The following is a 19,262-nucleotide window of genomic DNA, read 5'->3' as shown; positions in this document are numbered from 1 at the left end:
CATTGCGAGGAGCCCCAGGCGACGCGGCAATCTGGAGTTGAGAGCAGGAGATTACGCTCAGGCTCCTCGTAATGACAGCGAGGACAAGTTCATCAGGAGGAGCCCCAGGCGACGCGGCAATCTGTGTCTGGGAGCAGGAGATTACTTCGTCGCCGGGGCTCCTCGTAATGACAGCGGGGACAAGTTCTTCAGGAGGAGCCTAAGCGACGAAGCAATCTGATGATCCCAACCCCAGATTGCCGCGTCGCCTGGGGCTTCTCGCAATGACGGTCACATGTTTGTCCCTGATGAGGCGAGGGACGAGTGGCGAGTAGCGAGGGGATTGTCGTGTGGGTGGGTCTTCAGGCCGTCGTTTGCGTCTGGCAAGCTGGAGCCTGGCAGGTGTGAGCCATGTCAACGCCAACCGACCCGTTTCCGCACGATCCGCTAAAATAGGCGGCTTGTCCTGAGGGAGAATCGATTTGTCCGCCAAGCCGCTGATCCATCTGGCTTCCGCATCGCCGCGGCGCGGTGACCTGCTGAAGCAAATAGGGGTGTCTTTCAACCAGTTTCCGGTGGATATTACGGAAGAGTGCCGGGCAGGTGAGGTGGCTGAGGTTTTCTGCCTGCGTCTGGCCCTGGAGAAGGCCCGTGCCGGTCGGGCGCGGCTGCCATCCTCCGATTCGCGGCCGGTACTCGGTTCGGATACTGTGGTGGCCCTGAATGAACACGTGCTGGGCAAGCCCGCCAACCGGGAGGATGCGCTGACCATGCTTCGGCAGCTGTCGGGCCATACCCATGAGGTCTATACCTCGGTGGCGCTGGTGGGCGCCGATGAGTGGGCGGAAAGCCGGCTTTCGGTCAGCCACGTGACCTTCCGGGTGCTTGAAGAGGAAGAGATCGCGGCCTATTGGGCCACGGGTGAACCGGCAGACAAGGCGGGCGCCTATGGGATTCAGGGATTCGGTGCCATTTTCGTCGAACGGCTGGAAGGAAGCTATTCCGGTGTGATGGGCCTGCCCCTTTTTGAAACGGCGGAGTTGCTGAAGCACTTCGGCATCAAAATTCTAAAGACAGACGAATCATAAAATCACAGAGAATACCGGTTTGTCCCGGGGGCCTGTTGCCGAGTGACTGCTCGCGGTCCAGGCAAAAGAGCCGCGGCCCCTTTTTTCCACTCGGTGGCCCCTGTGATTTTTACCCTACAAGGAAAATATGAGCGAAGAACTGCTAATCAACATCACACCTCACGAAACCCGCGTGGCGTCGGTGGAAAATGGCGTCTTACAAGAGGTGCATATCGAGCGGGCCCGCCGCCGCGGTCTGGTGGGCAACATCTATAAAGGCCGGGTCTCCCGTGTTCTGCCCGGCATGCAGGCCGCTTTCGTCGATATCGGTCTGGAGCGTACCGCCTTCCTGCACGCCTCGGATATTCTCTCCGAAAGCATCATCGATGAGAACGGTCGTGAGCGCCGCACCGTGGAGGAGATCGATAGCCTGATTCGCGAGGGGCAGGAGATCGTCGTCCAGGTGGTGAAGGACCCGCTGGGCACGAAAGGGGCGCGTCTGACCACCCATTTATCCATCCCGGCCCGTTTTTTGGTGCTGATGCCCGACTGCCAGCACATCGGGGTTTCGCAAAAAATCGAGGGTGATGCGGAACGGCAGCGACTGAAGGAGATCATCGGCAAGTGGGCGCCGCAGTATGTCGAAGGTGGCTACATCCTGCGCACCGCCGCGGAGGGCGCCAATGAGGAGTCGCTTCGCAAGGATATGGAATTCCTCGCCAAATTGTGGGGGGCGATAACCGAACGGGTAGCCACGGCACCGGCCGGAAGCATCATTCACGAGGACCTGCCTCTTGTGATGCGTACCATGCGTGACCTGGTGGACAGCGAGATCGAAAAGGTGCGTATCGACTCCCGCGAAACCTATCTCAAGGTCTATAAGTTCTCCAGTAAATTCATTCCCGAGCTGGCCCCGCGGGTCGAGCACTACTCGGGTGAACGGCCGATCTTCGATATCTACGGCATCGAGGACGAGATCCAGCGTGCCCTCGAGCGCAAGGTGCAGCTTAAATCGGGTGGTTATCTGATCATCGATCAAACCGAAGCAATGACCACCATCGACGTCAATACGGGCGCCTTTGTTGGTCACCGCAATCTCGAAGAGACCATTTTCAAGACCAATCTCGAAGCAGGTCAGACGATTTCCCGTCAGCTTCGGCTGCGTAATCTCGGCGGCATTATCATCATCGACTTCATCGACATGGAGGAGCCGGAGCACCGCCGTCAGGTACTGCGCTCGCTGGAGAAGGCCCTGGAACGGGATCACGCCAAGACCCACATCTCCGAGGTTTCCAGTTTGGGGCTGGTGGAAATGACCCGTAAGCGGACCCGCGAGTCCCTGGAGCATGTGCTCTGCGAAACCTGCCCCACCTGCAGCGGTCGTGGGACGCTGAAGACGCCGGAGACCGTCTGTTACGAGATCTTCCGGGAGATCCTTCGTGAAGCACGCCAGTACGATGCCAACCAGATGCTGGTGCTCGCCTCCCAGGAGGTGGTGGACAAGCTGCTCGATGAAGAGTCCACCAGCGTGGCCGAACTGGAAGAGTTCATCGGCCGGCCCGTCAAATTCCAGGTCGAATACCTGTATACCCAGGAGCAGTTCGACGTGGTCCTTATATGATGCCGGTATTTTGACTCCGTTCTGTGCTCCCTCTCGCAATCTGTGGCAGCATGAGAGCCAACCTTTGCCCGGTGTTCTTTTGAAGTGAAGCGCCTTCCCCACCCACGACGGCTGTACAGTTTTGTTCTCTATGCGACGGCCGCTGTCGTGATCGCTCTGGCGGTCGTGCTGTCGTTGGCTCGGCTATTGGTGCCCTCCCTGGAGGATTACCGGGTCGTGGTGGAGGATTGGGCCAGCAGTTTCCTGGAGCAGCCGGTGACTATCAGCGGGATAGACGCCACGCTGGCCGGGTTTTCTCCGTCGCTTGAACTGACCGGCATCGCGCTGATCAGTGCGACCACGGCACAGCCGATGGTCCATGCCGAATCCCTCCGGGTCGATATTGACGTGCCTGCCAGTCTCAGACGGGGCAGGCTGATCCTTGGTCCACTGGTGATAACCGGGGCCGATCTCGCTGTCGAGCGTACCCGTGAAGGGGTACTGCGTGTGACCGGTGCGCAGAGGCCGGACGGGAAAGAACCCACGGGTGCCGACAGTTTTGGTGCCTGGCTGCTGGCGCAGTCCAGCGTCACCATCCAGGACAGTCGACTGGAGTGGCGGGAACCGGATCGCCCCGCTTATCAGTTCGAGGATATCGAGTTCGAACTCGATAACGATGGCGAGCGTCATCGACTCAATGCTTCACTGCAACTGCCCGAGGAACTGGGGAGGCGCATGGCGGTTTCGCTGGACATGAGCGGCGATATCCTCCGGCCCGATCAATGGAGCGGCCAGCTTTTTGGACGTATCGAAGGTGTGCATCCCGCCCCCTGGCTGGAGCTCGCAGAATTTCCGGGCCTGCAGTTGAGCGATGGCAGTGTCGATGCTTCCATCTGGAGTGAGTGGCGGAATGGGGCTCTGCACTCAGCGGAAGGCGAGGTGAAGGGGAGGGCGCTTGTGGTCGGCAGCGGCCAAGAGAGCGTCCGCTGGGAGGATCTGGGTGGTCGATTTCGCTGGCTGCGCAACGACAACGGTTGGCACGTTTCTCTCGGGGAGCTGACGGCGGTACGGGAAGGAAAGAGTTGGCCCGCGGGCCGAATCGAGTTGAACCGCGAAGGTGAAACCACCCGCCTGGCGGCAGATTTCCTGCGCTTGGAGGATGTCGAAGGGCTTTTGGTCTTCGTACCTCTCCCGGATGATCAGCGCGATCTGATTGCCGGGCTGAAACCGAAAGGTGATTTGCAAAACCTGTTGATCGAGCGAAGCGATGGCCGGGTGACCGGTCAGATGGATTTCGAAAACCTCGGGATCGAACCCTGGCGGCGTTCGCCCGGCTTTCGGGGGCTCGATGGCGAACTCTACGTGGATCGGGACGGTATCCGGTTCGATCTGGCGACCGAACGGGCCGAAGTGATTGCACCCCGTCTCTTTCGGGAATCGTTACCCATTACCAATTTGAGTGGCCGCGTCCTTGTCCGCCGAGCCGACGCCGGTTGGCAGATGCAGGGCCAGCAGCTGGTTTTTGCCAATGACGACCTGGAGGGCGAAGCCCAGCTCGAGGTGCTGGTGCCGGCCAGCGGCGGTTCGCCATTCATCGATTTGCGCAGCCGTTTCCGCAACGGGCGGGGTGTCAGTGTGCCGCGCTACCTTCCCGCCCATATCATGCCCGATCCGGCGGTCCGCTGGCTCGACCAGGCCTTTCGCAAAGGCCGCATCAATGAAGGGACGGCCCTTTTTCGCGGACGTACCGGTGATTTTCCCTTCAGCGAGCACCAGGGCCGCTTCGAGGTGCGTTTCGAGGCTGAAGAGGTGGAACTGGAATTTCGGGACGAATGGCCCCACCTGCACAATGTCAAGGCCGATGTGGTCTTCGACGGAGCTGAAATGGTACTCCACAGTTCCCGGGCACGTTTTTTGGATAGCCAGGTAGCGCGATGCCGAGTGGAAATCCCCGACATGCGCCGGTCACGGCTGCTGGTGGACGGTGTGGCCGATGGCCCGCTTTCGGACGTGCTTCGCACCTTGCGGGAGACGCCTTTTTCGGAACGGATCGGAGACGACGCCCTGGCCGATTTTCGGGCAGAAGGAAAGAGCCGACTGGCGCTGCGTTTGCAGATACCGCTTTCGAGCCGCAAACAACCACCCCTGTCGGTCGCGGGCGAACTCCAGCTGAAGGGCAGCCGTTTCGCAATGGGCGAGCGATTGGCCTTCGGAAAGCTGAATGGCACCTTGCAGTTTGAAAACAGCGATTTTCGGGCCGAGGTTATTCGGGGTCGTTTGTTTGAACATCCGGTACAGTTCGCCGTGGCCACGGAAAATGGCCGCACTACGATCACCGGTCGGGGGCAGGCCGGTGCCAAGGCACTTGAAAGAATGGAGATGCCGTTTGCGGATGCGCTGGCCGGTGAAACCGACTGGCAGGCAAGCCTTGTGCTCCCCCATGACCGCAACGGGGGAGTCAAACTGCAGATTGACTCCAGTCTAAGGGGACTGACGAGCCACTCGCCGGTACCGTTCAACAAGGTGAACGGAGAATCCCGTCCTTTTCACCTGACCCGGTATCTCTCGGGCGCCCGTTCGGGGGAACTGACGATTGCCTATGGGTCGCGCTTTCAGGCGGCTGTCGCGCTCGATAGCCGCGGAGGGCTCGACCGGGCCAGCCTCCATTTTGGTGCGAGTATGCCGGATCTGCCCGATACACGGCGGATTCGCCTGACCGGTGAGCTCGCCGGGGTGGTTCCGCAGGCCTGGATGCACTCGTTCCCGGTGAAAGGCGATGGAAAAGGGAAAGGGCGAGACCCGGCCCTGCCGATCGAAGTGGCCATGAAGCGCCTGCAGTTGATCTCTTCCGGAAGCGGGGAAGGCGAAAGCCCGACTGCGCGGTCAGTCGAACTGCCCCCTATGGACGTCCATGTGGAGCGCCTGGAGCTCGATGATGTGGTGCTGGGTGATTTACGATTCCACGCCAAACCCGGGCAGGGAAAGGTCAACTTCACCGATATCGGTCTTCGCCACAGGAATTTCCAAATCGTAGGCGAGGGATGGTGGCAGCGAAATGCCGACCGGACCCGGTTCGATCTGGAGTTGAATGCACCGGATCTGGGACGAATGATGGACGGCCTGGACTTCGTGAGCGTGATCAAAAAGGGCGAAACCCGTGCCGAAGGCCATCTGGAATGGGACGGTCCACCCACGGCCTTCTCCCTGGCGCGTCTCGATGGAACGCTTCGTGTAGACATCCGCAAGGGCACTATCGAGGATGTCGAACCGGGCAGCGGCCGGCTTCTTGGTCTCTTCAGTCTCGGTGCACTCCCCAAGCGGCTACGGCTGGACTTCAGTGATCTGTTTCGAAAAGGGTTGGAGTTCGACCGCATTGATGGTGATCTTCAGCTTTCCGGGGGCGATATCCTCACCGAGAACCTGGCGTTGGATTCGCTATCGGCCCAGTTGGTCATGAGCGGCCGAACCGGTCTGGTCGAACGTGACTATGATATGCTGGTCAGTGTGGTCCCCAACGTCAGCGACAGTCTGGCCGTGGCCGGTGGACTCGCCCTGGGACCGCAGGCAGGGGCGATCATCTGGGTTTTGCAGAAGGTTTTCCATTCGCAAATCGACAAGGTCACCATGTTCCAGTACATCGTCAAGGGTCCCTGGAGCGCACCTGCTGTGGAGCGCCTGCCGGGTGCGGCTGCGGGATGACCGTTCAGCGAAACGCTGCTATTCTGCACCTATGAAACAGGTTATTTTTCTGCTGTCGCTAATCGCTCTATGGACCTCCGCAGTTGCCAATCCCCAGGCCATCACCGCCGAGGAGTGGGCGCAGCCACGAAACGGTGAAGCGCTGCTCAACCACTCGGCGCTGTCGAACGCGGTAAGCTCAATCCTGGACGACCCCGATGCCCGATTGCAAATTCGATATCCGGGCGGGGATGAAGGTAACGTATGGGCCCTCGAAGTACGGGCCTGGTTGGTTGCCTTGGGCATCGCCTCGGATCGAATTGAACTGGTTCCCGGCAGTTCAGCCCCGGATCTCGTTGAGCTGCAGATAAAGCAGTAGTCGCTACTTTCCCAAATCTTTTGTGAGGAGCTTGATTCCGTGACTCGTGTCGCTGCGGTACAAATGGCCTCGGGCCCTAACGTTCACGCCAACCTGTTCGAGGCGGCCCGATTGATCGGCCGTGCAGCGGAAGCCGGGGCCCGTTTGGTTGTGCTGCCAGAGAACTTTGCCCTGATGGGATTGACTGAGTGGGACAAGGTCGAGATCCGCGAACGTGAGGGCGATGGCCTTATCCAGGGCTTCCTGGCCGATCAGGCACGGCGGAACAGGATCTGGCTGGTGGGCGGGACCGTTCCGCTGGCCACGGATGACGACTCCAAGGTTCGAATGGCCTCACTGCTGTTTGATGATACCGGTGAGCAGCGAGCCCGTTATGACAAAGTCCATCTGTTCGATGTACAGCTGACTGAGAGCGGCGAAAAGTATGTCGAATCGGAAACCATCGAGCCGGGCAACCGTGTGGTGGTAGTCGATACCCCGGTGGGGCGTCTGGGCATGGCGGTGTGTTACGACCTTCGGTTCCCGGAACTGTTCCGGCGTATGGCGGGCGAGGGCGCGGAGATCATCGCCCTGCCTTCGGCATTCACCTCAGTGACCGGCAAGGCACACTGGGAGGTGCTGGTTCGGGCCCGCGCCATTGAAAATCTCTGTTATGTAGTGGCATCCGCTCAGGGCGGCTATCACGCCAATGGTCGCGAGACCCACGGCGATAGCATGATTGTGGATCCATGGGGCATCGTGGCCGATCGATTGCCGCGGGGCTCTGGTGTGGTCAGCGCCGAGATCGACCGCAACCGCCTATCGGACATCCGCCGCACCTTCCCCGTTCTGAGTCACCGCCGTATCGCCTGCGATATGACTGAAGGTACTTAGTGGCTAGGTGCTGCGTAGGGTGGTGGGTTAGGCGCGCCGCAGCAGTGAATGGGACTGGAACGCTGAACGCGCCGTAACCCACCGCCTCGTTAACCCGCTTTTACGTCTGCCCTTCGATGGTATCCCGAACCAGTCGGAAGAGTTCGCGGCTGTGGCGCGGCGGCTTTTCCGACTTGCGTTCGGCGCGGGCGTTCCGCATCAGCTGACGCAGATGCTGACGGTCCACCTGCGGATAGGTCTCTACGAACTCGCCGACTGCGGTATCCCCTTCGTCCAGCAGGCGTTCGCGCCAGCGTTCGGCCAGATGGTGCCGCGCGGTAGCGGCGGCAGCCCGCGAGTCGACGGTCTCCAGGGCCTCCATAATGGGCTCTGCGTCGATGCTGCGCAGCAGTTTACCGATGTACTTGATCTGCCGTTTGCGACCGCCGTGCTTGTTGATTTTCCGGCCCAGTTCCACCGCCTCTTTCAGGTCGTCGGACATCGGCACCAGCTGTAATTTGGCGTCGGGCAGTTCAACCAACTGATACGCCGCCTTTAGCAATGCATGGCTCTCGCGCTTGAAGTGGCCTTTGCTGGGGGGCTCCGGCTGCTCTTCGATACCGGACTCGAAATCAGATTCGTTCATGGGGGGATTATACCCGGGTTTGCGGGCCGCATCCTTCACCGTTGTCGAACCAGCCCCTCCTTCAGCGGTTGGAACGGAGAAACTCCCGGATAAGGGGCTCGATATCCAGTGTCTTCACGGCACCCTGGGCGACTTCCCACGCGCCACTCCCGCATAACCCGCTGATCGAGGCCTGTTCGTACGCTTCCTCGGCCGTCTCTACGCAGCGCTTCCTTACCGCTTCCGCCAATGCGATCAGTCTCTCCTGCTTCATAGATTCCCTCGTCGAATCGTTGCCGAGCAAAGGCGCAAAGAAAACCCGTTTTGATTTCGCGCGCTTGCGTCTTTGCGGTGAAAAACTAGACCAGGAACAGCGTCGCCAGTCCGAGGAACGCGAAAAAGCCCACTACATCGGTGACTGTCGTCAGGACCACCCCGCCGGCCAGGGCCGGATCGGCGCCCACTTTTTTCAGGATCAGTGGGATGACCGTGCCGGAGAGGGCCGCCACGACCAGATTGATCATCATCGCAGCGGCAATGATGACTCCAAGCCATACGCTATCGAACCAGAGTCCGGCCACCACCGCGATGACCGTGGCCCACACCAGCCCGTTCAGAAACCCGACGGTGAGCTCCTTGATCAACAGCTGACGTGCGTTGCTTACGCCCACCTGGCCAAGGGCCTGGGCACGGATCACCAGCGTTAACGTCTGACTGCCGGCGATGCCGCCCATACTGGCGACGATGGGCATCAGAACCGCCAGCGCCACCAGCTGGTCGATGGTCGCATCGAACAGGCCGATCACCCAGGAGGCGAGGAAAGCAGTCATGAGATTGACCCCCAGCCAGATAGCGCGGCGGCGGCTCGAAGTGATTACCGGGGCGAAGATGTCCTCTTCCTCGGTGAGGCCCGCCATACCCATGAAGGAGTGATCGGCCCTTTCGCGAATGACGTCGACGACATCATCGATGGTGATGCGGCCGAGCAGCCTGCCGTCGGCATCCACCACAGGGGCGGTGACCAGATCGCGCTGCTCGAAGATGCGGGCGACCTCGTGCGCTTCGGTATCGGCCGATATCGGCTCGACGCCACGCTGCATGACCTCGGCCACCGACTGGTCGGGTTTGTTGGTCAGCAGTTCGGTGATCGGCAGCAGTCCCAGATAATGTCCGGTGCGATTGATCACCACCAGATTATCGGTGGTTTCGGGGATTTCGCCGCGGCGGCGCAGGTAGCGCAGGACCACATCAAGGGTGATATCCGCCCGCACCGTGATGGTGTCGACGTTCATCAACCCGCCGGCGCTGTCCTCCGGGTAGGGCAGGACCGTTTCGAGTCGCTCGCGGTTCTGCTCATCCATCGTATTCAGCAGCTGCTGGATGACCTCTTCGGGCATATCCGGCAGCAGGTCCGCAAGGTCATCCGTGTCCAGGTTTTCGGTGGCTGCGATGAGCTCATCCGAGTCCATCGTGCCGATCAGGGTCAGGCGGACCTTGTCGTGAACCTGGGCGAGCACTTCGCCGGTCTGCTCGGAGGGGACCTCTTTCCAGGCCTGAAGCCGTTCATCCGTGGGCAGGGATTCCAGCAGCACGGCGATTTCTGCCGGGTGCATCTCCGCGAGCGCCTGGCGCATGCCCTCGGTATCGTCTGCCGACAGAAAGCGGTGAAAACTCTGCAGACGATCGGGTGTTTTTTCTTTCTCAATGGCTTCGGTCATGGGAGCACCGGCTGGATAGAGCAGGGAAGTGTAGGGCGGGTTAGGCGCACATGGCAACCAGGTTTTGGTGGCCCTGGAACGTAACCGGAGGTTTACGCTCTGCGATTTCGCTGGCCAAAGAGAAACAGGACCTCAGAGCCGATTGATTGCCTCCAGGGCGTCGGCGATTTCGAGGGGATCGTGCTGTTTCAGAAGTCGATGGACACGGTGTCTGATCTTGGCGACGTCACTGGAGGTGATGATGCTTTTGACCTCAAGCAGTGCGCCGGCAGGCATGGAGAATTCGCTGAGGCCCATGCCAAGGAGCAAACGGGTGAACAGCGGGTCGCCGGCCATTTCTCCGCACATGGCAACCGGAACACCTCGGCGGCGTCCGGCGTCGAGAATCATGGCGAGTAGCCGCAGCACGGCAGGGTTGAGCGGGTCATAAAGGTGACTCACGGCCGCATCGATACGGTCGGTGGCGAGGGTGTACTGGATCAGGTCGTTGGTGCCGACGGAGAGAAAGTCCAGGTGACCCGCCAGGGATTCGGCACAGAGGGCGGCGGCGGGCACTTCGATCATCCCGCCCATGGGGATGTTCGAGTCGAAGGGCTTGCCCTCGTGGCTCAACTCCTCCATATAGCGTACCAGCAGCCCGCGGACCTGGTGCACCTCGCCGATATGGGTGAGCATGGGAATCAGCAGTCGGACGGGACCGTGAGCCGAGGCGCGCAGGGCGGCTCTCAACTGAGCACGGAACAGGTCCACCTCCTTCAGGCAGAAGCGCACCGCGCGCAGTCCGAGGGGTGAGACCGAGGTGGTGATCTCTGCCTCGGTACCCTTGTCGGCGCCCAGGTCCAGAGTGCGCAGGGTGAGCGGCAGACCGCGCAGGCGCTTGAGCGCCCGCCGGTAAATACGATACTGCTCCTCCTCATCGGGCAGGACCCGGCGGTTCATGTAGAGAAACTCGGTACGAAACAGTCCTACCCCGCTGGCTCCGACACGGCGTACCTGGCCCAAATCCCCGGGCAAGTCGATATTGACGTGCAGCACGATCTCGACGCCGTCCCGGGTGGTTGCCGGCTGATCCTTGAGCTTGTTGAGGGAAGCGCGGGCGCGTCGGCGTGCTCGCTCATAGCGTCGATAGGAATCGAGCGTCGCCGGGTCCAGGCCGGCCATCAGGACCCCGCGCTCCCCGTCCACGACCACCGGTTCATCATCGTCAATGTACTGGTAGGCGCGCGTTACGCCCATGATTGCCGGGATCCCGAGATTGCGAGCGAGGATGGCGGTGTGGGAGAGCGGGCCACCGCGTTCCGTGACAATCGCCGCCACCTGCTGTTCATGCAGCAGGAGCAAGTCGCTGGGGGCAATATCGATGGCAATAACGATTCGTGACCCGGCGTCGGGTTCAGGCACGCCTGCCGAACGTTCCCCCTGGGACAGCACCTGCTGTACCCGCCCCGCTACATGAGCGACATCATCGCGCCGGGTCTTGAGATAGGCATCGTCCATGGCATCGAACACCTTTTCCAGGGCATTCTGCTGCAGTTTGAGGGCCCATTCGGCATTGCAGCGTCTGGAGCGGATCAGCTCGACCGGTGCTGCCGAGAGCGTGCTGTCTTCGAGCATCAGCAGGTGGGTGTCGATGAATGCCGCGATCTCTTCCGGTGTATCGGAGGGAATACGATCGCGGATCGCCTCAAGCTGGCTGCGGGCGGTGGCGAGGGCCTTTTGAAAGCGGACGACCTCCTCCTCGACGTGCTGTCGGGGGAGCACGTATTCGAGTATCTCCAATCGGCCCCGCTGCAGGATGCGGGCCTTGCCGATGCCAACTCCCTTGGAGACGCCCGTGCCGGGCAGGGCTACGGCCATGGTCGAAATCTCCCGTGTCTAGCAGTCTGCCAGGGCAGCGAACCGAGTGGTGACAACCCACATCGGTCGACTTTTAGCCCCACCGGGTGTCGGCCTGGAGGCCGACCTACGAGCGACAGCCCCGTGGCTGCTAGACCTCCTCGCCGAAGCGTTCTTCGAAGAGCGACTGCAGACGGTCCAGCGCCTGCTGTTCATCAGGGCCGGCGGCCGTGAGCGTAACGCGGCTCCCTTTTCCGGCGGCGAGCATCATCACACCCATAATGCTCTTGCCGTTGACCTTGCGGCCGTCCCGGGCGAGTCCGACATCGGATTCGAACTCCGACGCCAGCTTGACGAACTTGGCCGCCGCCCGGGCGTGCAGGCCCAGTTTGTTGACGACCTCCACTTCCCGTTCAGGCATGTTTGGCCTCCAGGGGTTCCTCGCAGAGCAGCACGCCGTCGTGACCCCCCGACAGGGCTTTCGCTGTCAGGGCATCGAGTTCCATGTTGGCATAATTGAATACCCGGATAAGCATGGGCAGGTTGACCCCGGCAACGACACGCACGGCGGATCGCCCAAGCAGACTGCAGGCGATATTGCCGGGTGTGGAACCGTACATGTCGGTCAGGACCAGGAGTCCATCACCCTTGTCCAGGCTCTCGGCGAGCCGCCGCGCCTCCATGCGCAGGGCCTCGGGATCCTGATCCCGCGAAACCGGCAGGACCTCCGCATTGATCGGACAGCAGCCCAGGGTATTGGATGCGGTTTCGAGAAGGGCCGCGCCGAGTTGATCATGCGCGATAATCAAAAGGCCCGTATTCATCAGTGCACCAGCTCCCTATGCCGCGTCAGTACCCGTGGGTAAGCGCGGCGGAAACATTCGGCCAGCTGCTCGGTCAGGTAAACTGAACGGTGCTGGCCGCCGGTACAACCGACTGCGACGGTGACATAGCTGCGGCGATCGGCCTCGAAACGAGGCAGCCAGGTGTCCAGAAAGTTGACGATGTCATCGAGCATATGAGTGACGTCCTCGTGGCCTTGCAGATAAGCGGCCACCTCCTCATCACGACCGGTAAGGGCCCGCAGATGGGGTTCCCAGTGGGGATTGGGCAGGCATCTTACGTCGAAGACAAAATCGGCGTCCACCGGAATCCCGTGTTTGAAACCAAAAGATTCGAACAGCAGGGAGGTGGTCTCGCTCGGCGGCCCCCCCAATTGCTGCAAAACCCAATCGCGCAGCTGGTGGATGGTGGTGCGGCTGGTATCGAACTTCAGATCCGCCCGGGTGGAGATCGGTTCCAGTCGGGTCCGCTCGTGGCGGATGGCATCCGCAAGGGTCAGTTGTTCGTCAGTGAGTGGGTGGCGTCGACGCGTCTCGGAAAAGCGCTTGATGAGTGTTGCGTCGTCTGCGTCGAGGAAGACTACCCGGCAGTCCACCTCAAGTTCACCCAGTCGACCGAGGATCCGCGGAAAATTGCTCAAATCGCCCGTAAGATCGCGAGCATCCACACCAACGGCGGCATACTGGTAGTTCTCGCTACCCGCATTTACCAGTTCCTTGGCAAAGGCCGGGAGCAGCCCCATGGGCAAATTGTCGATGCAGTAGAAGCCTGCGTCCTCCAGTGCGTGCAGGACTACGCTCTTGCCGGCTCCCGAAGTGCCACTGACAACGAAGAGTCTCACCGCTCTCTCTCCATCAACTCGCGCTGTCGACCAATGAAGTCTTCGGCAGCGTCATAGCCGTTACGGTACAGGATGTGGTTGCGGGCAGCCGCCTCCACCAGAACCGCCAGATTGCGCCCGGGGGCGACCGGCAGACAAATTTCAGGAACATCGATCTCGAGAATCCGCTCCATCCGACGGCTACCGGTGAACCGGTCCGCCTCCTCCGGCTCCTGAAACTCGGTGAGCTGGACGATCAACCGCAGGTACTTCTGACGTTTGACGGAGGTGTCGCCGAACATGGCACGGATATTGAGGACCCCCAGGCCCCGGACTTCCAGAAAGTCTCGCAGGGCTTCGGGGCACTGTCCCTGGAGGATGTCCGGGGTGATTCGCACGAATTCGGGAGCATCGTCGGCAATAAGACGGTGGCCGCGGGTTATGAGTTCCAGGGCCAGTTCGCTTTTGCCAATGGCCGACTTGCCCGTCAGCAGTACGCCGATGCCCATTACCTCCATGAAGACACCGTGCAGCATCGTCTTGGCAGCCAGCAGGTGTGTCAGGTAATAGTTGAGGTGGTCGATGACTCTCTCGCTGCTTTTGGTGGTGCCCAGCAGCGGTATTTCCTTCTGTTCGGCCAGTTCCAGCATCCGTCGGGGTGGCGGTTGATCTTCGGCAATGATGACGATGGCGCTATCGCCGGAGAAGAGGAGGGCCAGGGTATCTTCGTACGAGTTTTTTCCGAGTCCGTGCAGGTAGTCGAGTTCGGCATGGCCGATCACCTGAATGCGGTGCGGGTGGATAAAATTGAGGTGTCCGATCAGCGAGGTTTCCGTGTCCTCCGCCTGTAGCACGGGACGTCCGGCCCCGCGCGGACCGGCCAGCCAGCGCAGCTTGAGGCGCTCATGATGAGCATCGTACAGGCTATCGGTGGTGACCGGCCGGGAGGTCATTAGGGCTGCCAGTTTTTAATCAACCGATAGAGCGAGTCGGAATCGCCGGCACTGCGCAGTCGGTCCAGGAGTTCAGGATCGCTGAACATCTGGGCCAATTGCGACAGCAATTGCAGGTGCTCATCAGTCGATTCTTCGGGTACGAGAAGAGCAAACATCAGATCCACCGGCTCGTGATCCACGGCGTCGTAGTCGACGGCATTTTCAAGCCGTACAAAGGCGGCAAGCACCCGCTGGCTCTTCTTCAGCCGCCCGTGGGGAATGGCCACTCCATGGCCCAGGCCGGTACTGCCAAGTCGCTCCCGTGAGAGCAGGCTGTCGAAGATATCCTTCTGCGTCAACGCAGGATCCTCGGCAGCCATCAGGCCACTCAGTTCCTCTAAGGCGCGTTTTTTGCTGGCAGCCGGCAGGCCGGTGCTGACGCGACTGGGAGATAACAAATCGGCTAGTTCCATGATGTCTATTGAAGCTCCTCAGGGGACTATTTAAAGGCGGCGCCTTCGTTACGGTGGTGATCGGTGACCTTGTCCTTGTGGCGTCGGATCTGCCGGTCCAGCTTGTCCACCAGTGCATCGATGGCGGCATACATGTCCTCGTCCTCGGCATCTGCAAACAGCTGGTTACCGGTGATATTGATGGTCGCCTCCGCTTTTTGAGACAGTTTCTCGACCGTAAGGATAACGTGGACATTGGTTACATGATCGAAGTGACGCTCCAGGCGTTCAAGCTTGGAAGAAACATAGTCCCGAAGGGCCGGGGTGATGTCCACGTGGTGACCGGTAACGTTGAGTTGCATGGTACGCTCCTTTCGTATTGAGCCTGGCCGATCAGGCCAGGCGTTTGCGTTCGTTGGATGGGGGGATGGCCATCGCCTCCCGGTATTTCGCCACCGTGCGGCGGGCCACTTTAATCCCCTTCTCTCCGAGAAGGGTGGTAATTTTACTGTCACTCAGTGGTTTTGCCGCATTTTCATCGGCAACCAGCTGTTTGATCAAGGCTCGAATTGCGGTGGAGGAAGCCTCGCCACCGTCGGCTGTGCCGACATGGCTGGAAAAGAAGTACTTGAGTTCGAAGATACCCCGTGGGGTATGCATGTATTTGCGGGTGGTGACGCGCGAAATGGTGGATTCGTGCAGCGCGAGCTCCTCGGCGATATCGTGCAGCACCATGGCTTTCATGCCAACCTCGCCCCGTTCCAGGAACTCTTGTTGATGCTTTACGATTGCGGTCGCAACCCGTAGCAGAGTCTCGTTGCGGCTCTGGAGGCTCTTGATAAACCAGCGCGCCTCCTGAAGGTGGTTTTTCAGGGTCGTGGAATCGCTTCTGTTTTCCATCTTCTTGATCAGGGCCGCATACTGGGCGTTGACGCGCAGCCGGGGTGCCGTTTCGGGATTCAGCTCCACTCGCCAGTGCCCCTTGAGTTTACGGACAATCACGTCCGGTATCACGTATTCCGAATTCGCTGCACCAATGGTACTGCCGGGCCGTGGATTGAGCGACTGTATAACACGAATCACGGCAAGCAGCTCTTCTTCATCCACCTTCAGGCGCCGTTTGAGCTGGTTGTAGTCGCGTTTGGCGAGCAGCTCGAAAAAATCCTCAAGCAATCGGATGGCCATTTTCAGGCGCGGGTTGCGTGTCTCGAGCTGTCGGGCCTGGAGGAGCAGGGTTTCCCGCAGATCACGGCCGGCCACTCCGGGCGGATCAAAATTCTGCACCCGGTGCAGAACGGCTTCCACTTCGTCGAATTCGATCTCCGCATCCTGGCGCACCAGCCCTTCGTGAATCTCTTCGAGCGGCAGCGTCAGGAGGCCATCATCGCTCACAGCATCGATAATTGCCTCGGCGATGGTTTGGTCGACCTCTGACATCGGTGTCATCTGCATCTGCCAGAGCAGGTGTTCGCGGAGGCTTTCGGAGCGGGTGTCGCCATAGTCCACAGGACGATCATCGTCATCGCCGGATGATGCTGGCGTGGTGGAGAGTGTCTCGTAGACGTCCTCCCAGGCACTGTCCACCGGGAGCTCGTCCGGCATGCCGGCATCTTCATCGAGTCGAATGTCATCCGTCTTTTCGTCGGACTCCCGGGCGGCATCCGCTTCCTCCCTTTCGGCATCCCGCGCTTCGCTCTCCTCCTCGGGCTCTTCAGTCTCCTCGAGCATCAGGTTGGATTCGAGGGCCTGCTGTACCTCTATCTGCAATTCCAGGGTCGACAATTGCAGCATGCGGATCGCCTGCTGCAATTGCGGCGTCATGGTGAGGTTCTGGCCTAGACGGAGTTGTAGCGATTGCTTCATGGCGACACTGCGAAATCCCTAGCCTCGATGTTTTGTAAATTCGCGCGATGGTCGCGCAGGATATGGTTCGCACATGGGACTTTCCGACGGAGTGGCTTATTGGTAGCTACGGCCGACTGAGAAACATCCCTGGTGCGGACAAAGGCAAACGAGGGCGCGTGTAATTTGTGAACCATTCGGGCCGACACGGGACTGAGGCAGTCTAACGGATACTTCATGGTTTTGGCAGTAATTTTGCTTGTCGCTGCCGTTGTCCCCGTCCGTGCCTCAGAGCCGGAAGTGCTGGCCCAGGTACACGTCCCGCACCTGTTGATTGGACAACAGCTGGTCGGGATTTCCCTGGGCGATCACCCGGCCCTGGTTGAGAATGTAACCGCGATCACAGATTCCCAGCGTTTCGCGAACGTTGTGGTCGGTTATCAGTACGCCGATACCGCGTTCCTGAAGGTGCTTGATGATGCCCTGGATATCGATTACCGAAATCGGGTCCACGCCGGCGAACGGCTCATCCAGAAGGATAAATCGGGGTTCGGTGGCGAGTGCCCGGGCAATTTCGACCCGCCGCCGCTCACCCCCTGACAGGCTCATGCCGACATTGTTGCGGATATGGGTAATATGCAGCTCCTCCAGGAGCGATTCCAGGTGGTCCCCGCGCTCGCTGCGTTCCAGATCCGCTCGCGTTTCAAGGATCGCCAGGATGTTTTCGGCAACAGTGAGCTTGCGAAAGATGGATGCCTCCTGCGGAAGGTAGCCGACACCCCGGCGTGCCCGGCGGTGCATGGGATGGCGGGTGAGATCCTCCTCGTCGAGAAGGATATGCCCGGCATCACAGGGAACGAGCCCCACGATCATGTAAAAGCAGGTGGTTTTGCCGGCGCCGTTGGGACCGAGCAGTCCGACCACTTCGCCGCTGTAGATTTCGACAGAAACGTCGTCGACTACGGTTTTGGAACGATACTGTTTGGCCAGCCCGAGTCCGGCCAGACGTGCCGGCTGCGCGGCTGGAGCGGTCATGGCGAATCATTCTCCTTGTCCTTTCTGGGCTGGATTACTGCGCGCACCCGATCATCATCGCCGCTGGTGGCGTGAACGATGCTTTCTACGGTATCGAAGACAATACGTTCGCCCAGAAATTCATCATTGCCCCGCCAGACATGGCCTTGCCCGACAAGATAGGCCTTCTCGGCATCGGCATCGTATTCGATGCGCAGTGCCTCGCCGCGCACCTCGTGTGCGGCCCCGTCCGGCTGCTGTCGGAAGGTGGCGGGTTTGCCTTCACCCTCCATGCGATTTACCTCACCGTTTTCGTGATAGACAATCAACTCTTCGGCGGTGAGTTCCATACTGCCCTGGGTTACATTGACATCGCCGGTGTAGACACTGACTCCGGTTTTTTCGTTGATCTCGACGCTGGCGGCACGAATATGGATCGGCTGTTCGCGATCGCTGGAGAGCGCCCATGCAATGGATGGGGCGAACACTAGCAGGAGCCAGAATAGATTAGCGGCGGATCGGTTCATGGGTTCCAGTCACCTCGGAAAGCAGTTCAAGACGCTGTTGCACAAAGTAAGCCCGCATTCCCACTCCATCGATTTGAGTCTGCGGTCCCGTGATCGTTACCGGGGCATCGGTCTCCGCATAATTCTTCTGCGGGTATATCTGGATATGCTCGGTTTCCAACATGCGTGGAGGGCTGCCGGTTTCGCCCGGCTGATGGATTTCCACATTGCCGTTAAGGTACACCACTTCGCCCCCGGGGCCTACCCGGCCGCCATCGGCGCGGGCATGCCAGTTTGCCTCACCATCCCCATAGAGCAGGATACGCGGCTGCATTAGCACGGCCGTATCCGTATCAGGATAGTGCTCCATACGCATGGCAGAGAGCCGGTACTCGGGCTGACCTTTCGGTCCCATTGTGGTGGCGGTGAAATCCGTCAGAAAGTAATCGGGAATCTGGCGACGGACCTGTTCACGCCTCTCTCGCTTGTCTTCAGCCTGCCGGGAGAGCCAGTTGCTCAACAGGAGAGCCCCCAAAGCGAATAACACCAAGAGTAGAACGCGACGATTCATCGCAGATAGGGAACAAGCTGCGCGTCCAGAGTGCCCTGCGCCTCCATAATGAGTTCACAAGTATCCCGGCCCGCGCCCCGGCCGCCTCCATTGGGGGTGACCCAGTGACTGTGTTTCTTGACCAGTGTATGGGCGTCCTGAACCGCCACTGCCAGACCGACCCGCCGCATGACCGGAAGGTCCATGATATCGTCACCCACATAGGCGACCTCTTCGGCAAGCACTCCGGTGGCTGCAAGCAGGTCCTCGAAGGCCGGAAGTTTTTCCATACGCCCCTGGTAGACGTGCCGAATTCCGAGGCTTTCCATGCGCAGCCTGACCACTTCCGAGGTGCGGCCGGTGATGATGCCGATCTCGACGCCGCTGGCCTGCAGGATTTTCATGCCGTGACCGTCACGCGAATAGAAGGCCTTGTATTCCTGGCCATCATCGCCGATGAACAGACTGCCATCGGTCAGCACACCGTCGACATCAAAGATCACCAGGCGGATTCGGGCGGCTTTTTCCAGTATATCCTGCATAATCAATTACTCACTTCGTTCGCG

General features: G+C 60.1%; 20 protein-coding genes. 5 read left to right on the top strand and 15 right to left on the bottom strand.

Translation table 11 applies throughout. From position 1 onward, the window contains the following. Positions 1 to 461: 461 nt before the first annotated feature. The 5 genes from Q7L05_RS03390 to Q7L05_RS03370 all read left to right on the top strand — a co-directional run bounded on the left by Q7L05_RS03390 (position 462) and on the right by Q7L05_RS03370 (position 7,576). Positions 462 to 1,067 carry a Maf family protein gene (locus tag Q7L05_RS03390; RefSeq protein ID WP_303901936.1) on the top strand — a complete coding sequence of 202 codons (606 nt, stop codon included), beginning with the start codon at positions 462 to 464 and terminating at the stop codon, positions 1,065 to 1,067. 127 nt (positions 1,068 to 1,194) lie between these two features. Beyond that, a complete protein-coding gene (gene rng, locus Q7L05_RS03385; RefSeq protein ID WP_303901933.1) occupies positions 1,195 to 2,667 on the top strand; it encodes a ribonuclease G in 1,473 nt (490 codons plus the stop codon). An 84-nt stretch (positions 2,668 to 2,751) separates the two neighbouring features. After that, positions 2,752 to 6,345 (top strand): YhdP family phospholipid transporter, encoded by a 3,594-nt coding sequence (locus Q7L05_RS03380; RefSeq protein WP_303901930.1) that lies wholly within the window; start codon positions 2,752 to 2,754, stop codon positions 6,343 to 6,345. 31 nt (positions 6,346 to 6,376) lie between these two features. After that, the gene (locus Q7L05_RS03375) at positions 6,377 to 6,703 is read left to right on the top strand and encodes a hypothetical protein (RefSeq protein WP_303901927.1); all 327 of its coding nucleotides are present in this window, start codon (positions 6,377 to 6,379) and stop codon (positions 6,701 to 6,703) included. A 39-nt stretch (positions 6,704 to 6,742) separates the two neighbouring features. After that, positions 6,743 to 7,576: a carbon-nitrogen hydrolase family protein gene (locus Q7L05_RS03370; RefSeq protein WP_303901924.1), complete on the top strand. Its 834-nt coding sequence runs from the start codon at positions 6,743 to 6,745 to the stop codon at positions 7,574 to 7,576. 100 nt (positions 7,577 to 7,676) lie between these two features. On the opposite strand, the gene yjgA is transcribed toward Q7L05_RS03370, so the two are convergent. The 15 genes from yjgA to kdsC all read right to left on the bottom strand — a co-directional run bounded on the left by yjgA (position 7,677) and on the right by kdsC (position 19,238). Next, entirely contained in the window at positions 7,677 to 8,201 is a 525-nt protein-coding gene (gene yjgA / locus Q7L05_RS03365; protein WP_303901921.1) for a ribosome biogenesis factor YjgA, read from the bottom strand. A 61-nt stretch (positions 8,202 to 8,262) separates the two neighbouring features. Next, complete coding sequence (locus Q7L05_RS03360) at positions 8,263 to 8,454, bottom strand: acetyltransferase (protein WP_303901919.1); 192 nt, start codon at positions 8,452 to 8,454, stop codon at positions 8,263 to 8,265. Between the two features lie 85 nt (positions 8,455 to 8,539). Then, the gene (gene mgtE / locus Q7L05_RS03355) at positions 8,540 to 9,898 is read right to left on the bottom strand and encodes a magnesium transporter (RefSeq protein ID WP_303901916.1); all 1,359 of its coding nucleotides are present in this window, start codon (positions 9,896 to 9,898) and stop codon (positions 8,540 to 8,542) included. A 132-nt stretch (positions 9,899 to 10,030) separates the two neighbouring features. Then, positions 10,031 to 11,755 (bottom strand): phosphoenolpyruvate--protein phosphotransferase, encoded by a 1,725-nt coding sequence (gene ptsP, locus Q7L05_RS03350; protein ID WP_303901913.1) that lies wholly within the window; start codon positions 11,753 to 11,755, stop codon positions 10,031 to 10,033. A gap of 130 nt (positions 11,756 to 11,885) precedes the next feature. After that, positions 11,886 to 12,155 (bottom strand): HPr family phosphocarrier protein, encoded by a 270-nt coding sequence (locus Q7L05_RS03345; protein WP_303901912.1) that lies wholly within the window; start codon positions 12,153 to 12,155, stop codon positions 11,886 to 11,888. Beyond that, a complete protein-coding gene (locus Q7L05_RS03340) occupies positions 12,148 to 12,558 on the bottom strand; it encodes a PTS sugar transporter subunit IIA (protein WP_303901910.1) in 411 nt (136 codons plus the stop codon). The genes Q7L05_RS03345 and Q7L05_RS03340 overlap by 8 nt, the downstream gene beginning before the upstream one ends. Beyond that, positions 12,558 to 13,418 (bottom strand): RNase adapter RapZ, encoded by an 861-nt coding sequence (rapZ, locus tag Q7L05_RS03335; RefSeq protein WP_303901907.1) that lies wholly within the window; start codon positions 13,416 to 13,418, stop codon positions 12,558 to 12,560. Before rapZ ends, Q7L05_RS03340 begins: the two co-directional genes overlap by 1 nt. Then, on the bottom strand, positions 13,415 to 14,350 hold the full coding sequence (gene hprK / locus Q7L05_RS03330; RefSeq protein ID WP_303901904.1) for an HPr(Ser) kinase/phosphatase: 936 nt from the start codon (positions 14,348 to 14,350) through the stop codon (positions 13,415 to 13,417). The genes rapZ and hprK overlap by 4 nt, the downstream gene beginning before the upstream one ends. Continuing rightward, positions 14,350 to 14,805 carry a PTS IIA-like nitrogen regulatory protein PtsN gene (gene ptsN / locus Q7L05_RS03325; RefSeq protein WP_303901901.1) on the bottom strand — a complete coding sequence of 152 codons (456 nt, stop codon included), beginning with the start codon at positions 14,803 to 14,805 and terminating at the stop codon, positions 14,350 to 14,352. Before ptsN ends, hprK begins: the two co-directional genes overlap by 1 nt. Positions 14,806 to 14,831: 26 nt before the next feature. Next, a complete protein-coding gene (hpf, locus tag Q7L05_RS03320) occupies positions 14,832 to 15,146 on the bottom strand; it encodes a ribosome hibernation-promoting factor, HPF/YfiA family (protein WP_303901898.1) in 315 nt (104 codons plus the stop codon). A 31-nt stretch (positions 15,147 to 15,177) separates the two neighbouring features. Then, the gene (locus Q7L05_RS03315; protein WP_303901895.1) at positions 15,178 to 16,647 is read right to left on the bottom strand and encodes an RNA polymerase factor sigma-54; all 1,470 of its coding nucleotides are present in this window, start codon (positions 16,645 to 16,647) and stop codon (positions 15,178 to 15,180) included. A gap of 267 nt (positions 16,648 to 16,914) precedes the next feature. Continuing rightward, positions 16,915 to 17,661, bottom strand: coding sequence for an LPS export ABC transporter ATP-binding protein (lptB, locus tag Q7L05_RS03310; RefSeq protein WP_303901892.1), 747 nt, complete (start codon positions 17,659 to 17,661; stop codon positions 16,915 to 16,917). Then, complete coding sequence (lptA, locus tag Q7L05_RS03305; protein ID WP_303901889.1) at positions 17,658 to 18,167, bottom strand: lipopolysaccharide transport periplasmic protein LptA; 510 nt, start codon at positions 18,165 to 18,167, stop codon at positions 17,658 to 17,660. The genes lptB and lptA overlap by 4 nt, the downstream gene beginning before the upstream one ends. Then, positions 18,148 to 18,717 carry an LPS export ABC transporter periplasmic protein LptC gene (gene lptC, locus Q7L05_RS03300; protein ID WP_303901887.1) on the bottom strand — a complete coding sequence of 190 codons (570 nt, stop codon included), beginning with the start codon at positions 18,715 to 18,717 and terminating at the stop codon, positions 18,148 to 18,150. The genes lptA and lptC overlap by 20 nt, the downstream gene beginning before the upstream one ends. Beyond that, entirely contained in the window at positions 18,714 to 19,238 is a 525-nt protein-coding gene (gene kdsC, locus Q7L05_RS03295; RefSeq protein ID WP_303901884.1) for a 3-deoxy-manno-octulosonate-8-phosphatase KdsC, read from the bottom strand. The genes lptC and kdsC overlap by 4 nt, the downstream gene beginning before the upstream one ends. Between the last annotated feature and the right edge of the window lie 24 nt (positions 19,239 to 19,262).

This window comes from Thiohalomonas denitrificans (assembly GCF_016841685.1).
Classification (GTDB): Bacteria; Pseudomonadota; Gammaproteobacteria; order Thiohalomonadales; family Thiohalomonadaceae; genus Thiohalomonas; species Thiohalomonas denitrificans_A.
This window is presented reverse-complemented; position numbering and strand designations above follow the sequence as displayed.

Coding starts and splice junctions, on each gene's coding strand:
- rng (WP_303901933.1), top strand. CDS start 1,195: ATGAGCGAAGAACTGCTAATCAACATCACACCTCACGAAACCCGCGTG.
- Q7L05_RS03375 (WP_303901927.1), top strand. CDS start 6,377: ATGAAACAGGTTATTTTTCTGCTGTCGCTAATCGCTCTATGGACCTCC.
- yjgA (WP_303901921.1), bottom strand. CDS start 8,201: ATGAACGAATCTGATTTCGAGTCCGGTATCGAAGAGCAGCCGGAGCCC.
- Q7L05_RS03360 (WP_303901919.1), bottom strand. CDS start 8,454: ATGAAGCAGGAGAGACTGATCGCATTGGCGGAAGCGGTAAGGAAGCGC.
- mgtE (WP_303901916.1), bottom strand. CDS start 9,898: ATGACCGAAGCCATTGAGAAAGAAAAAACACCCGATCGTCTGCAGAGT.
- ptsP (WP_303901913.1), bottom strand. CDS start 11,755: ATGGCCGTAGCCCTGCCCGGCACGGGCGTCTCCAAGGGAGTTGGCATC.
- Q7L05_RS03345 (WP_303901912.1), bottom strand. CDS start 12,155: ATGCCTGAACGGGAAGTGGAGGTCGTCAACAAACTGGGCCTGCACGCC.
- Q7L05_RS03340 (WP_303901910.1), bottom strand. CDS start 12,558: ATGAATACGGGCCTTTTGATTATCGCGCATGATCAACTCGGCGCGGCC.
- hprK (WP_303901904.1), bottom strand. CDS start 14,350: ATGACCTCCCGGCCGGTCACCACCGATAGCCTGTACGATGCTCATCAT.
- ptsN (WP_303901901.1), bottom strand. CDS start 14,805: ATGGAACTAGCCGATTTGTTATCTCCCAGTCGCGTCAGCACCGGCCTG.
- hpf (WP_303901898.1), bottom strand. CDS start 15,146: ATGCAACTCAACGTTACCGGTCACCACGTGGACATCACCCCGGCCCTT.
- Q7L05_RS03315 (WP_303901895.1), bottom strand. CDS start 16,647: ATGAAGCAATCGCTACAACTCCGTCTAGGCCAGAACCTCACCATGACG.
- lptB (WP_303901892.1), bottom strand. CDS start 17,661: ATGACCGCTCCAGCCGCGCAGCCGGCACGTCTGGCCGGACTCGGGCTG.
- lptA (WP_303901889.1), bottom strand. CDS start 18,167: ATGAACCGATCCGCCGCTAATCTATTCTGGCTCCTGCTAGTGTTCGCC.
- lptC (WP_303901887.1), bottom strand. CDS start 18,717: ATGAATCGTCGCGTTCTACTCTTGGTGTTATTCGCTTTGGGGGCTCTC.
- kdsC (WP_303901884.1), bottom strand. CDS start 19,238: ATGCAGGATATACTGGAAAAAGCCGCCCGAATCCGCCTGGTGATCTTT.